17 protein-coding genes are annotated in these 13,177 nt (G+C 36.3%); 9 read left to right on the top strand and 8 right to left on the bottom strand.

The annotated features are described in order from the left end of the window. Positions 1 to 215: 215 nt before the first annotated feature. Positions 216 to 410 carry a cold-shock protein gene (locus Q2T41_RS15130; RefSeq protein WP_027064347.1) on the bottom strand — a complete coding sequence of 65 codons (195 nt, stop codon included), beginning with the start codon at positions 408 to 410 and terminating at the stop codon, positions 216 to 218. A gap of 129 nt (positions 411 to 539) precedes the next feature. Then, positions 540 to 1,178: a peroxiredoxin gene (locus Q2T41_RS15135; RefSeq protein WP_304436758.1), complete on the bottom strand. Its 639-nt coding sequence runs from the start codon at positions 1,176 to 1,178 to the stop codon at positions 540 to 542. 106 nt (positions 1,179 to 1,284) lie between these two features. Here Q2T41_RS15135 and Q2T41_RS15140 point away from each other — a divergent pair, with 106 nt between their 5' ends. Further along, positions 1,285 to 1,827 (top strand): YfiT family bacillithiol transferase, encoded by a 543-nt coding sequence (locus Q2T41_RS15140; protein WP_304436759.1) that lies wholly within the window; start codon positions 1,285 to 1,287, stop codon positions 1,825 to 1,827. On the opposite strand, the gene Q2T41_RS15145 is transcribed toward Q2T41_RS15140, so the two are convergent. Together Q2T41_RS15145 and Q2T41_RS15150 are read right to left on the bottom strand one after the other, a co-directional pair. Continuing rightward, positions 1,824 to 2,348 (bottom strand): GNAT family N-acetyltransferase, encoded by a 525-nt coding sequence (locus Q2T41_RS15145; protein WP_304436760.1) that lies wholly within the window; start codon positions 2,346 to 2,348, stop codon positions 1,824 to 1,826. The genes Q2T41_RS15140 and Q2T41_RS15145 overlap by 4 nt on opposite strands. Before the next feature lie 14 nt (positions 2,349 to 2,362). Continuing rightward, positions 2,363 to 2,926, bottom strand: coding sequence for a thioredoxin family protein (locus Q2T41_RS15150; protein ID WP_304436761.1), 564 nt, complete (start codon positions 2,924 to 2,926; stop codon positions 2,363 to 2,365). An 89-nt stretch (positions 2,927 to 3,015) separates the two neighbouring features. Here Q2T41_RS15150 and Q2T41_RS15155 point away from each other — a divergent pair, with 89 nt between their 5' ends. From Q2T41_RS15155 to Q2T41_RS15170, 4 genes are read left to right on the top strand one after another with little or no spacing between them, the layout of a single operon-like run. Continuing rightward, positions 3,016 to 3,318: a phosphoribosylpyrophosphate synthetase gene (locus Q2T41_RS15155; protein WP_089259697.1), complete on the top strand. Its 303-nt coding sequence runs from the start codon at positions 3,016 to 3,018 to the stop codon at positions 3,316 to 3,318. Continuing rightward, entirely contained in the window at positions 3,318 to 3,656 is a 339-nt protein-coding gene (locus Q2T41_RS15160) for a tRNA-binding protein (protein ID WP_304436762.1), read from the top strand. Before Q2T41_RS15155 ends, Q2T41_RS15160 begins: the two co-directional genes overlap by 1 nt. A gap of 3 nt (positions 3,657 to 3,659) precedes the next feature. Next, positions 3,660 to 4,580 (top strand): bile acid:sodium symporter family protein, encoded by a 921-nt coding sequence (locus Q2T41_RS15165; protein WP_304436763.1) that lies wholly within the window; start codon positions 3,660 to 3,662, stop codon positions 4,578 to 4,580. After that, entirely contained in the window at positions 4,577 to 5,632 is a 1,056-nt protein-coding gene (locus Q2T41_RS15170; protein ID WP_304436764.1) for a lysophospholipid acyltransferase family protein, read from the top strand. The genes Q2T41_RS15165 and Q2T41_RS15170 overlap by 4 nt, the downstream gene beginning before the upstream one ends. Positions 5,633 to 5,702: 70 nt before the next feature. Here the strand turns inward: Q2T41_RS15170 and Q2T41_RS15175 are convergent, their stop codons facing one another. After that, on the bottom strand, positions 5,703 to 6,086 hold the full coding sequence (locus Q2T41_RS15175; protein WP_089259701.1) for a PUR family DNA/RNA-binding protein: 384 nt from the start codon (positions 6,084 to 6,086) through the stop codon (positions 5,703 to 5,705). A gap of 65 nt (positions 6,087 to 6,151) precedes the next feature. Further along, positions 6,152 to 7,903 (bottom strand): ABC transporter ATP-binding protein, encoded by a 1,752-nt coding sequence (locus Q2T41_RS15180; RefSeq protein ID WP_304436765.1) that lies wholly within the window; start codon positions 7,901 to 7,903, stop codon positions 6,152 to 6,154. 168 nt (positions 7,904 to 8,071) lie between these two features. Here Q2T41_RS15180 and nusB point away from each other — a divergent pair, with 168 nt between their 5' ends. From nusB to Q2T41_RS15200, 4 genes are all read left to right on the top strand, one after another. Continuing rightward, entirely contained in the window at positions 8,072 to 9,016 is a 945-nt protein-coding gene (nusB, locus tag Q2T41_RS15185; protein ID WP_089259703.1) for a transcription antitermination factor NusB, read from the top strand. Positions 9,017 to 9,059: 43 nt separating this feature from the next. Then, positions 9,060 to 9,530 (top strand): DUF1573 domain-containing protein, encoded by a 471-nt coding sequence (locus Q2T41_RS15190; RefSeq protein ID WP_304436766.1) that lies wholly within the window; start codon positions 9,060 to 9,062, stop codon positions 9,528 to 9,530. 24 nt (positions 9,531 to 9,554) lie between these two features. After that, a complete protein-coding gene (gene yajC / locus Q2T41_RS15195) occupies positions 9,555 to 9,839 on the top strand; it encodes a preprotein translocase subunit YajC (RefSeq protein ID WP_304436767.1) in 285 nt (94 codons plus the stop codon). 94 nt (positions 9,840 to 9,933) lie between these two features. Next, on the top strand, positions 9,934 to 11,283 hold the full coding sequence (locus tag Q2T41_RS15200; RefSeq protein WP_304436768.1) for a Gfo/Idh/MocA family protein: 1,350 nt from the start codon (positions 9,934 to 9,936) through the stop codon (positions 11,281 to 11,283). A gap of 14 nt (positions 11,284 to 11,297) precedes the next feature. Here the strand turns inward: Q2T41_RS15200 and Q2T41_RS15205 are convergent, their stop codons facing one another. Continuing rightward, on the bottom strand, positions 11,298 to 11,894 hold the full coding sequence (locus Q2T41_RS15205) for a YdeI/OmpD-associated family protein (protein WP_304436769.1): 597 nt from the start codon (positions 11,892 to 11,894) through the stop codon (positions 11,298 to 11,300). A 2-nt stretch (positions 11,895 to 11,896) separates the two neighbouring features. Next, complete coding sequence (gene pepT, locus Q2T41_RS15210; protein ID WP_304436770.1) at positions 11,897 to 13,120, bottom strand: peptidase T; 1,224 nt, start codon at positions 13,118 to 13,120, stop codon at positions 11,897 to 11,899. Between the last annotated feature and the right edge of the window lie 57 nt (positions 13,121 to 13,177).

The following is a 13,177-nucleotide window of genomic DNA, read 5'->3' on the forward strand; positions in this document are numbered from 1 at the left end:
AACTTCCTAAGATCAATGCTACGTTGACAATCAATAATACCAATAGTACGGTTAAAAATATATTCATAGTTAATTATTTAAGTTTGGGGAACTACGGTTGTTTATTGGTAGATGCGTAAGGCAAGTAATGGTTGCGTAAAAAAGTATTTTTTTTAATAAAAAAAACCCGATTCCATAGAATCGGGTTTCATACTATAAAAAAGTTAAATCGTTACCTAGTCAATTACCTTCACATTAACGGCGTTTAATCCTTTTTTACCTTGTTGTAGTTCAAATTCCACAACATCACCTTCTCGAACTTCATCGATTAAGCCAGAAATGTGTACAAAATGATCTTCGTTTGAACCATCTTCAGTGATAAATCCGTAACCTTTGGAATCATTGAAGAATTTTACTGTTCCTTTACTCATAATAGAAAAATTAAATATTAATTAAAGGGCAAATATAGTATTTAATTATTTAATAAGTAATATTCTTACACGTTATCTTAAGGTTAAACAAATGTGCTTAACTAATTGACTATGAACCGTTTTTTGAGTTTAAGCGGTAGGATCTGGAGTCATCCTTAGATATGGTTTAACTTCCGTTACTCCTTTGGAAAATAATTCCTTTGCATCTGCAGTTGAAATTGCAGGACTCACTACAACATCTTTACCGTTTTCCCAATTGGCCGGTGTTGCAACTTTATGATATGCAGTAAGTTGCAAGGAATCAATCACTCTTAAAAGCTCATAAAAATTTCTTCCTGTAGAAGCAGGATAGGTCAAGGTAAGTTTTACCGTTTTGTCAGGAGCAATAATAAATACTGAGCGTACGGTCAAATTATTGTCCGCATTTGGGTGGATCATATCATACAGGTCAGAAACCTTTTTGTCTTCATCTGCTATGATCGGAAAATTAACGACCGTATTTTGTACTTCATTAATATCCTTTATCCATTCTGCATGGGAAGCCGCACCATCTACACTAAGCGCCAACATTTTAACATTACGCTTGTCAAACTCATCCTTGAATTTAGATGCCGTTCCCAATTCAGTGGTGCAAACCGGGGTAAAATCTGCCGGGTGAGAAAATAATATCCCCCAACTATCTCCTAAATAGTCATAAAGATTAATGGTTCCCATTGAACTATCTGCTGTAAAATCGGGTGCTTTGTCCCCTAATCGTATTGTTGCCATTGTACTTTTTTTTAAATAATGTTTTATCCTATAAAGTTACTAGATTATTAAGGGGGCACTTTAGATTTTTGGTTAAAAGTCTATTAAAATTTTTTACATTTAGCTAATGGAAGAGTTAGAAAAATTAAAGTATCCTATAGGGCATTTTGAGTGTCCAAAAGAAATATCCAAGGAAGATATTGATAGGTGGATTTCCGTGTTGGATAATTTACCGAAAAATTTACATGAACTGGTCAAGGATTTAAACGAGCAACAATTGGATACTCCTTACCGAGACGGCGGCTGGACGGTTAGACAGGTAATTCATCACCTTGCGGATAGCCATCATCATAGTTACACCCGGTTTAAGTGGGCCTTAACAGAAAACAGACCGCTGATCAAGGCCTATGAAGAAAAGGATTGGAGTAATTTAACTGATGCCAAAAGTGCGCCTATAGCCCTTTCATTGAACTATTTAACCGCTATACACGCTAAACTGGTGTATATGTTGACCCATATTTCTTCTTTGGATTATCAGAAAAGTTATATTCATCCAGATGGGAACATGAATGTTTCCGTCGCTGAGAATTTAGGAAAATATGCTTGGCATAGCAATCACCACTATGCACATATCAAAAATCTAATAGATAGGAAAAAGTGGATAGATTAAATTTCCTTTGATAATACAAACATTGGTCTTTCTTCTTCTATAACAATATCAAAAGGTACTTTGGTAGTTCCTACGATAATAAAATCCTGAGCTAAATAGAAATTTAATGCCTTACCTTTTTGCATGGCTTCCAAAAAGATGACTTTTTTTGATTTGTTTTTGCCCATTGCTTCTACGAATTGTAAAGCCGCCTTTCCTATGCCTTGACCGGTATATTCTTGGGTAATATATATTTTATCCAAAAAAAGGGTCTCGGTAGTCTTATAGTGAGCAAAGTTTTTATTATTTGTAAGTTTTAAAATACCAATTGGCAGGGTATGTTTCACTATTAAATACAATTTGGTGTTCTTGTCCTTTTCCTCATTATATAATACTTCTGCGGTAAAGCTGTTTTTAATATATGTGTAGGTATCTCCATTGGGCCAAAGATGTTTATAATGTTGATTGTAGGCCAATGTGCCTACTTTAATATAATCATCATATAGGGACGGTGTAAGTGGCTGAAAATGTAGGTTGCCCATAGTCTATTCGTAAACTAGATTTCAGGTTTCCATTTAATGCCGCAACCTATACTCGGTTTTTGCTTAGGATCAATCTCTTTACCGGATAATAAATTGTCCATTGCACTCCTCAGGTCCTTTCCGGTTAACGGTATATCGTTACCCGGTCTGGAACCATCTAGTTGACCACGGTATACCAACTTTAATCCTTTGTCAAAAAGATAAAAATCTGGAGTACAGGCGGCATCATAATCTTTGGCAACGGACTGATCTTCGTCATATAAATAGGGGAACGTATAGTTTTCGGCTTTTGCCTTTATTCTCATATAATTAGGGGCATCTTCAGGATATTTCTCTATATCATTGCTGGAAATGGCAATAAATGCAATACCCTTTTCTTGATAGTCCTTTGCCAATATAGTTATTTCCGGGTTCACATGAATTACAAAAGGGCAATGATTGCATATAAACATAATTACCGTACCCTTTGGACCGGTCAATGTATGAAGGTTCATGGTTTTTTGGCTTACGGTATCCAATAAGCTAAATTCTGGTGCTATGGTTCCCAAAGCCAACATGTTACTCTCTGTTCTTGCCATACAAACTAAAATTTAATCGTACTAAGTTAAGAAATTATTGAGGCTTGCTTTTACTTTACGGTATTCATACATTCTAAAACACATATATTATGGAAAAATCATATATTTCACTGTCCGTCGCTATTAAAGCATTGCAAGAAGAGGGTTATACAGAAGATTTTAATCTTTGTGATGCCGGTGTAGAGAATAAAAGTAAAAAAAGTGTGCATGCCGCCACAGATTTGGAAGTTGTTAAATTCTATCGTTTTGAGGGAATGACCAATCCAGATGACAATACTATTCTTTATGTTATAGAGACCAGTAAAGGGGAAAAAGGATTATTGGTTGATGCCTATGGTGCATATTCCGGTAATGTTCCTAAAGATCTTATTGAAAAACTTAGGCTTACATAATGCAAGAAACCATTACCTGGAACGATTTTAGTAAAATTGATATGAGAGTGGGTACCATTCTCTCCGTAGATGAATTTCCGGAAGCTAGAAATCCTTCTTATAAAATCACCATTGAGTTTGGCGATGAAATAGGCATTAGGAAATCTTCTGCCCAGATTACCTTAAAGTATAATAGAGAAGAGCTTATTGGTATGCAGGTCATTGCCGTTATTAATTTTCCTAAAAAACAAATTGCCAATTTTATGAGTGAATGTCTTATATTAGGAGCTGTAGACAATTCATCCGTAATATTGTTGCAACCGCAAATGAAGGTGCCCAACGGATTGAAAATTTCCTAATATTTGACAAATAACCTTTTAGATAACGTTCATATCAATTTTGATTCTGAATCATTGTGGGTCATGAATATGGTTTTGGGTCTAGTCATGTTCGGTGTGGCGCTAGAAATTTCAATCAAGGATTTTAAACCTTTGTGGACAAGACCTAAAGCAATTTTGATAGGTCTGTGCAGTCAATTTATTCTGTTGCCAGCCTTGACTTTTCTTTTTGTAATTATTATAGAACCATTACCTAGTATTGCATTGGGCATGTTTATGGTGGCCGCCTGCCCTGGGGGCAATATCTCTAATTTTATTTCCTATCTCTCAAAAGCAAATACTGCCTTGTCCATTAGCCTTACTGCAATTGCTACCTTATTGGCAATTGCCATGACGCCTATAAATTTTCATTTTTGGTCATCTTTTTACGGTCTCGGAGCAAACCTTATTAAAGAAATTTCTATATCACCATATGAAATGATCAAACTGGTATCTCTTTTATTGGGTCTTCCGTTGGTACTTGGTATGTTTATTAATTACAAAAAACCGTCACTTGCCCTTGCTATGGCAAAAAAACTGAAAATAGTATCCTTGGTTTTTTTTGTGAGCTTGGTTTTCATAGCATTATATAAAAACCGCATAATTTTTTTGGATTATATCTACTATGTATTTTGGGTCGTTGTATTACATAATTTAATTGCTTTCTCAACAGGATACGGAATAGCAAAACTATTTCGGTTGCCCGCGGAGAGTAGAAGGTCCATTACCATTGAAACAGGTATTCAGAATTCTGGTTTAGGTTTACTTTTGATTTTTACATTTTTTGATGGACTTGGGGGTATGGCATTATTAGCAGCATTTTGGGGAATTTGGCATATTGTATCTGGTTTGATCTTGGCCTCAATCTGGAATAATAAAGTAATCGTAAAAAATACTATAGCTTGAACGAATTTATGTATTCTGTGGTTAAATTTATTATTAAGACAGGTTTATATGGATTTTATAAACGGATTGAAATTAAGGGCTTAAAGCATGTGCCTACTAAAAAGCCGGTAATGTTTTTGCCCAATCATCAAAGTGCTCTGATGGATGTTCTTCTCATTGCTACGGATTGTAATCGTAAACCTTATTTTTTGACCCGTGCAGATGTGTTTAAGGGTAGATTTCTAAAACGAATTTTTACTTATTTTCAAATGATGCCCATATACCGGATACGAGATGGCAGAAATTCCTTATCCAATAACAATAAAATATTTAATGCCTGTGCAAAAGTTTTGGGTAACGGAAATGCGTTGGTTATTTTTCCAGAGGCAAATCATAATCTTCGTAGAAGGGTTAGACCTTTAAGTAAAGGATTTACTAGAATAATCATTAGGAGCCTGGAACTGTATCCAAATTTGGATATTCAATTGGTACCAGTGGGACTAAACTATAAAAATGCTACCCATTTTCCAGATCGGGTTTCGGTCCATTACGGCAAACCAATTTCGGCAAAACTTTTTTTTGACCCCAATGATTATGCCCAAACAAGTAAGGCAATAAAGGAACAAGTTACAACTGCCCTTCAAAAACTGACTACCCATATTGAAGACGATGACAATTATGAAAGTCTTGTTGGTAGATTGGAATATGAAGGAATAGATTTTACGGATCCCATTGCTACAAATAATTGGGTGAAAACGTATAGTTCATCAGGCATTTCTAATCGTAGTAGTAATTCTTCTTCGGAAAATAGGGGTAAAGGCTCATTTAGGTTTTTCTTGTATTTGTTGAATCTACCTGTTTATTTACTTTGGAAATATTGGATGAAACCAAAAGTACCGGAAGCGGAATTTATGGGAACGTTCAAATTTGCATTTGGACTTTTGGGGTACCCTGTTTATCTGTGCCTCCTGTTTTTGATATTGGTAAATATGGTAAGTGTCAAAATGGCTATATTCATTCTGGCCATACAGGTTGTTGTTTCCTTATGTTTAACAAAATATGTGCTCAGGTAGTTTTAAAAATATACCAAAATGAAAACGACCCTGAAAAGGGTCGTTGAACAATATAGATTATTAAATTGTATTAAATATCTTCAAAACTAACATCGGTAAAACTAGAGGTGCTGCTTTGTGACTTTTCAACTTCTGGCTCTGCCTCAGTATCTTCCTTCTTGAAATCTTTCTGATGTCTTTCCGAAATAACTTCAGAACCTTTTTCATTAATAATGAAATCCATCATTTCTTCCACATTTTCCCTGAAAGCTTCAAAATCTTCTTTGTAAAGGTAGATTTTATGTTTTTTATAATGGAATGAACCATCATCATGTGTAAACTTCTTGCTTTCCGTTATCGTAAGGTAGTAATCGCCCGCCTTGGTACTTCTTACATCAAAAAAATAAGTCCGTCTGCCTGCGCGTAATACTTTGGAGTGAATTTCTTCCTGGTCTGATAAATCTCTTTCGCTCATTTCTTATGTTTAGTGTCATTATACTATCAAAAATGGAAAAAAAAACGCTATCCGACAACAATTTTCTAATTTTCTTTCTCGGACAGCTGTTTGGTATATAGTTCTTTATAATAGCCATCCGTTACGTTCAATTCATCATGCGTGCCCTGCTGAATAAGCCTGCCGTCTTCCAATACCAATATTTTGTCGGCATTTTTGGCAGATGAAACCCTATGACTTACAATCAAGGTAGTCTTATTCTTAGAGGCCTTTTTTAAATTGTTTAAAATTTCTTCCTCGGTCTCCGTATCTACCGCGGAAAGGCAATCATCGAACAAATAAATTTGCGGTTTTTTAATAAGGGCCCTTGCAATGGATACCCGTTGTTTTTGTCCACCGCTTAATGTAATTCCCCTTTCTCCTAGAACCGTATCATATTTTTTGGAAAAGCCCATGATGTTTTCATGGACTACGGCATCCTTGGCAATAGCTATAATTTCTTCTTCAGTGGCATTTTCCTTCCCAAATTTAATGTTGTTCCTTATGCTGTCCGAAAATAAAAATGCATCTTGGGGTACCGCTCCAATAGATTCCCTTAAGTCCGTTAGGTCAATATGTTTTATAGGTTCATCATCAATTAATATTTCTCCGGAAGTGGTATCGTACAACCGTGCAACTAAATCCAATATGGTAGATTTTCCGGAACCTGTTTTTCCAATAATTGCGGTGGTCTCTCCTGTATTGATGGTGAAGGAAAGGTCTGTTAAAGCCGTTATGTTGGTGTCCTCATAGGTAAAGCCTACATTTTTAAACTCTATTTTACCTTTTATATCGTGTTTATGGGTAGGGGTATTGTCCAATTCAGAAGTCTCCCTTAAAAATTCATTGATTCTTTCTTGACTTGCCGCAGCTCTTTGCACAATGGATGTCAGCCAGCCAACAATGGCAACGGGCCATGTCAGCATGTTTACGTATAAAATAAATTCTGCGATCAAACCAACACTTATTTCGCCCGCCAAATATTGTTTGCCACCAATATAGATGACAAGGATATTACTTATACCGATCAACAAGATCATAAGGGGAAAAAACCAAGCATTTACTTTTGCCAAGCTAATGCTCTTGTTCTTGCCTTCATTGGCAAGGCGGGTCAAATCTTCATTGGTCTGTGGCTCCAGGGCATATGCCTTAATGACGGAAACTCCTGAAAACACTTCTTGCGTAAAAGTCGATAAAGTAGATAGGTATTGTTGTACAATGGTACTTCGTTTATGGATGACCTTACTGATCTGGTAGATTAAAACGGATAAAATGGGTAATGGCAAAAGTGTATATGCCGCCAAAGTGGGGGCCTTAATGAACATTAATGGTATTAAAAAGGCAAAGAGCGTTAAGGTCTGTATGCCGTACATGATAGCCGGACCCGCATACATACGGACTTCATTGACATCTTCACTGATCCTGTTCATTAAATCGCCCGTTCTGTTCTTCTTATAAAAATTAAGACTCAGTTTTTGGTAGTGATCAAAGATTTCATTTTTTAGGTCGTATTCAATATACCTGGAAATATTGATGATCGTTTGCCGCATTAAGAAAGTAAAGAAGCCAGATAGCAATGCCGCTCCCACAATAATAAGGATAAATTGTAAGAGCAGATCTTGGGCTTCTGTTTTTGCGATCTCCGCGTTTAAAAAACGCTCTACAACAGATATACTCTTATTTACGTAGGAAGGCATGATCAGTTGGAAAAGCCGGGCTACAATAGTAATTATGATTCCTAGAACGAGTTTAAGCCAATATTTTTTAAAGTATTTATTAAGATGCTTAAGTTCTTTCATAGGATTTGTAAAAAAGAAAAATATAAATATTTGGTCAAAGATAGTTTTTTGCCCTAAAACCTAATGTTATAAATTACCTAAGATAAATGCAATTGCTATTGTGACCCTTTAAATAGATACTTACCTTTGCAGCGTTAATGAATAACCTAATTAAATAAGTTCTTTAAAATGCTTACAAGAAGGCACATTAGGGTCAAGGTAATGCAGAGCATTTACGCCCTAATTCAATCCAAGGATGATTCCTTGCAAAAACAAGAGAAGTTTTTAAAAGTAAGCATAGAGAATACCTATACGCTCTATTTACTATGGTTAGGTCTTTTTGTAGAATTACAGAAGAGAGCTGCCGATCAGATTTCCCTTTCCGCTAATAAATATATCAGCGAAAAAAATGTATATCCCAATCCTAAAAAATTTATGCAGAACAAATTGTTACTGCAAATTGCCGACAATAAGATGTTGGAAGAGGAAATTGCCCATAGAAAGTTAGATAATTGGTATTTGAACGAGGAATATGTAAAGTTGATTTATAAAGCTATCCTGGATAGTGAGGTATATCAGGAATATATGTCCATACCTAGTAGTGACTATGCATCGGACAAAGAATTTATTATGACATTGTTCAAGACCATTATTGCTCCCAACGAAAAAATATATGATTATTTCGAGGACGATAAATTAACATGGGTAGACGATATTCCTATAGTAAACACTTTTGTCTTAAAGCACTTAAAGAAAACCAAAGAATCTCATTCAGAATCTTTTTTTCTACCAAGTTTGTTGAAGGATGATGAGGATATGCAGTTTGCCTTACAACTCCTTTCCAGAACGCTTTTAAAGAATGCCGAGCTTGAAAAGGAGATAGAGGGCAAGACCCCAAACTGGGACAAGGATAGGATAGCTGAGGTTGATAGTATATTGTTAAGAATGGCAATTTGTGAACTGTTGCATTTTCCTTCCATACCGGAGCGGGTTACTATAAACGAATATCTGGAAATTGCTAAAGAATATTCTACGCCTAAGAGCAGTATATTCATTAACGGTATTCTGGACAAGCTTACCAAAGAGTATAAAACAGCAGGAAAACTCAATAAAATGGGCAGAGGGCTGTTATAAAAATATTTTATAATTTTACACTAAATCGATAAATCTAAAAAGTATGAAAAAAATAGTTTTAATTGTTGGTCTTGTATCAATGGTAGCTTTTACTTCTTGTAAGGAAAATGCTTCAAGTAAGATTAAAAGTGATAATGTAGCAGAGGCGGCAGAAAGGGATGAAGCTGCCAAAGCCGTGCCGGTTATGTCATTTGAAAAGGCAGAGCATGATTTCGGTACCATTGAGCAGGGAACACCACAAGAAACGGTTTTTAAGTTTACGAATACGGGTAATGCTCCCTTGATCATCACCGATGCAAAAAGTAGCTGTGGATGTACCGTACCCAATCCTCCAAAAGATCCAATTGCACCAGGTGAGTCTGGGGAGTTAAAGATAAATTTTAACGGATCGGGACAAAACCAGGTAACAAAAACAATTACGGTTACGGCCAATACGGAAAAAGGATCGGAACTTTTAAGAATCAAAGCTTTTGTAAATCCAAAAGGGGCAGCTCCATTAGGACCTGTTAAATAATTATAATTTTATATATACCAAATAATGGGTGAATTAGGACAGTTTCTTCCAATGATCTTAATCTTTGTGGTCGCATATTTTTTTATGATCAGACCTCAAATGAAAAGACAGAAGGATGAAAAGAAATTTTCGGCAGAAATAAAACGTGGTGATCGTGTAATCACCAAAAGTGGACTGCACGGGAAAGTGGTAGATTTAAATGATAAAGATTTTTCTTGTGTATTGGAAACCATGGCAGGAAAATTAAAATTTGACCGATCTGCAATATCTATGGAGATGAGCAAAAAACTGAATGCTCCTGAAAAATAAGAACATTTTTAAATGTATTAAAAACACTAATGGTAACATTGGTGTTTTTTATTGCTCCTAAAATCCTATATTTAATGGCATTAAAATCAACGACATGTTACAAAATAGAAGAAGTTTTATACGAAAAAGTACTGTAGGATTTATGGCTACGGGGGCATCATTCATGTTTCCAATGGAGTTGTTGTCAATGATCAGAAAAAAAGTAGGGCCAAACGATACTATACATGTAGGATTAATAGGTTGTAAAGGTATGGGCTTTTCAGACCTTTCTTCTTTTTTGAAAATGAGCGAAATAAATGTAGTGGCACTTTGCGATGTTGATGAAAATGTATTAAAATCCAGAACGGCAGATTTACAAAAGGCAGGGATAAAAAAGCCAAAATGGTATAAGGATTACAGAGCCTTATTGGATAATAAGGATATTGATGTGGTTATTATAGGTACACCTGATCACTGGCACTGCCTACAATTAATAGATTCCCTACAGGCAGGCAAGGATGTATATTGCGAAAAACCCATAGCCAATTCCATACAAGAGGCAGATAGTATGTTGCACGGTGTAAAAAGCAGTGACCGTATAGTGCAAATTGGGCAATGGCAGCGAAGCCAGCCACATTTTGTAGATGCTATTAAATTTGTACATTCCGGAGCTTTGGGAGAAATCAGGTTGGCCAAAGCGTGGGCCTATCAAGGTTGGATGAAGCCCGTACCAGTAGTTGCGGATTCTTCCGCTCCTGATGGTGTTGATTATAACATGTGGTTGGGTCCAGCACCTATTATTCCGTTCAATGCCAACAGATTCCATTTTAATTTTAGATGGTTTTGGGATTATGCAGGCGGATTAATGACCGATTGGGGAGTGCACCTAATGGATTATGCCTTATATGGCATGAAAGCTGGCTATCCAAAATCGGTAATGGCGTTAGGAGGTAAATTTGCCTATCCCAATGACGCATCAGAAACTCCGGATACCTTACAAACAGTTTATGAATATGAGGGTTTTTCCATACTATGGGAACATGCCACCGGTATTGACGGTGGAAATTATGGTAGAAATCACGGTATTGCATTTATAGGTAACAACGGCACCTTGGTATTGGATAGAGGGGGTTGGGAAGTTATTCAAGAAAAAGAATTTCAAGGATGGGGAAAGGAAGGTATTCCTAAGATGGAAGCTGTTTCCTATGATAATAATGGGGTTAGCGGATTGGACCTACATACTAAAAATTTTATTGAAGCGGTGAAAAAAAGGGACAGTTCCATATTAAGGGCGCCATTACAAGTCGGTTATGATGCGGCGGTAGTTTCTCACATGGGTAACGTAGCTTACAAGACCGGCAATAGAATCTATTGGGATAAGGAACAAAGGCAATTTACTGATGCCGCGGCCAATGAATATCTCAAGGCCAATTATAAAAATGGTTATAAAGTTCCCTTTTCGTAGGGTAGTTCAACGTCTTATCGGTATTTGTCATTTAGTCCTTTACCTTCTAAAGTTAGCGGTATAGATTTTTCAAGTCTGGACAATTTGGTTTTTTCCTGTTTGGCAGTGGCAATATATTCGGCATATTCCTTTTGCTTATATGGGCTTAAGGTATAATATGCTTTTTTTAAATCGGTGTTCTTACCCAAGGCGGCTAATAAATGGGAAGGAATTATAAGTGGAGTAGGTGTTTTTTTTTCAGGAACCATTTGCAGTCCTTTTTTTTGATTTTCTATTGCTTCCAATACATAGGATTTTACGGTCTGGAAATCTATATCTTCAACGGAGTGGAATTTCCAGTGCCGCATGGCCTTTGTTTTTCCTTCTTGGGCATTTTCCAATACCTTATTGGGGTCGCTAAGATATACCCCATTAAAAAACCAGACTCCAAAGTGGGCATTGAACTTGCATATGGCTACAATATTTTTGTTGTCTAACGTATAAGTGGGGAAATTCCATTTATACGTTTCTTGTAGGCCTGTTTCTAATATCAATGCCCTTAACTCATTGACCCCTATATTAAATCGATGATCTTCAGTGTAAAATTTATGTAGTAGTTCCTGCTTGTCCATTATTATCTATTTGCGGTCAGTTCACAGATTCTAACGATTACTTCTACGGCCTTTTGCATACTTTCTACAGGTACGTATTCATATTTACCATGAAAATTATGTCCTCCGGCAAAAATATTGGGACAGGGCAGGCCCATAAAACTAAGTTGGGAACCGTCCGTGCCTCCGCGTATAGGTTTTATGATGGGCTTAATACCAATGTCTTCCATAGCTCTCTGGGCAATTTCTACAATATGGAACACAGGTTCCACTTTTTCTTTCATATTAAAATATTGGTCTTTGATCTCTAAGGTTATACAATCGTCATATGCTTGATTATACTTTTTTACAATTGCCCGTATAAGTTCTTTTCTCCGAAGAAAATGGTCCATATCATGATCTCTAATAATCATTTCAATAGTGGCATTTTCAATTTCACCATTTACGGTATGAACATGAAAAAATCCTTCCCTTCCGGTAGTTTCCTCCGGGATTTCGTGTCTGGGAAGATCTTCAATAATTTTATTGGCAATGATCACCGCATTGACCATTTTACCCTTGGCATAGCCCGGATGAACACTTTTACCCGAGATGGAAATAGTTGCACTTGCCGCATTGAAATTTTCATATTCCAATTCCCCTAATTGGCTACCGTCCATGGTATAGGCCCATTGGGCACCAAATTTTTCCACATCGAATTTATGGGCGCCTCTTCCAATTTCTTCATCTGGCGTAAAAGCTATTCTAATGGTACCATGTTTAATTTCCGGATTGTGTATTAAGTGTTCCATTGCGGTTACAATCTCCGTGATACCAGCTTTGTCATCTGCGCCCAATAGGGTAGTGCCATCCGTAGTTATAATCGTCTGACCTATATATTGCAATAGATCATCAAAATAAGAAGAGGAAAGTATAATGTTTTTTTCTTTGTTCAGTATAATATCATGTCCATTGTAATTTTCGATTATTTGAGGACGCACGTTCATACCTGAAAAATCTGGCGATGTATCAAAATGGGCAATAAATCCTATTGTAGGTACCTCGTGTTCCACGTTGGCCGGTAATGTGGCCATTATATATGCGTTCTCATCTATGGTGACATCATGTAGACCAATACTACGCAGTTCATCCACTAATTTATGGGCTAAAATCCATTGTTTTTCTGTACTTGGGGTAGATTCTGATGTAGGGTCGCTCTGGGTGTCAATAGTGACATAACTGATAAAGCGGTCAATAATATGTTGCATAGTAAAATGGTTTTATCAAAAATAGGGTTATAAATTGTAATTTAGTAAACCTAAGTT

The organism is Maribacter confluentis (assembly GCF_030505015.1).
GTDB lineage: Bacteria > Bacteroidota > Bacteroidia > Flavobacteriales > Flavobacteriaceae > Maribacter > Maribacter sedimenticola.

Bases quoted from the DNA above. Each gene is read 5' to 3' on its own strand.
- yajC (WP_304436767.1), top strand. From the start codon at position 9,555: ATGGGTGAATTAGGACAGTTTCTTCCAATGATCTTAATCTTTGTGGTC.
- Q2T41_RS15155 (WP_089259697.1), top strand. From the start codon at position 3,016: ATGGAAAAATCATATATTTCACTGTCCGTCGCTATTAAAGCATTGCAA.
- Q2T41_RS15190 (WP_304436766.1), top strand. From the start codon at position 9,060: ATGAAAAAAATAGTTTTAATTGTTGGTCTTGTATCAATGGTAGCTTTT.
- nusB (WP_089259703.1), top strand. From the start codon at position 8,072: ATGCTTACAAGAAGGCACATTAGGGTCAAGGTAATGCAGAGCATTTAC.
- Q2T41_RS15140 (WP_304436759.1), top strand. From the start codon at position 1,285: ATGGAAGAGTTAGAAAAATTAAAGTATCCTATAGGGCATTTTGAGTGT.
- pepT (WP_304436770.1), bottom strand. From the start codon at position 13,120: ATGCAACATATTATTGACCGCTTTATCAGTTATGTCACTATTGACACC.
- Q2T41_RS15150 (WP_304436761.1), bottom strand. From the start codon at position 2,926: ATGGCAAGAACAGAGAGTAACATGTTGGCTTTGGGAACCATAGCACCA.
- Q2T41_RS15175 (WP_089259701.1), bottom strand. From the start codon at position 6,086: ATGAGCGAAAGAGATTTATCAGACCAGGAAGAAATTCACTCCAAAGTA.
- Q2T41_RS15180 (WP_304436765.1), bottom strand. From the start codon at position 7,903: ATGAAAGAACTTAAGCATCTTAATAAATACTTTAAAAAATATTGGCTT.
- Q2T41_RS15160 (WP_304436762.1), top strand. From the start codon at position 3,318: ATGCAAGAAACCATTACCTGGAACGATTTTAGTAAAATTGATATGAGA.
- Q2T41_RS15145 (WP_304436760.1), bottom strand. From the start codon at position 2,348: ATGGGCAACCTACATTTTCAGCCACTTACACCGTCCCTATATGATGAT.
- Q2T41_RS15205 (WP_304436769.1), bottom strand. From the start codon at position 11,894: ATGGACAAGCAGGAACTACTACATAAATTTTACACTGAAGATCATCGA.
- Q2T41_RS15200 (WP_304436768.1), top strand. From the start codon at position 9,934: ATGTTACAAAATAGAAGAAGTTTTATACGAAAAAGTACTGTAGGATTT.
- Q2T41_RS15130 (WP_027064347.1), bottom strand. From the start codon at position 410: ATGAGTAAAGGAACAGTAAAATTCTTCAATGATTCCAAAGGTTACGGA.
- Q2T41_RS15135 (WP_304436758.1), bottom strand. From the start codon at position 1,178: ATGGCAACAATACGATTAGGGGACAAAGCACCCGATTTTACAGCAGAT.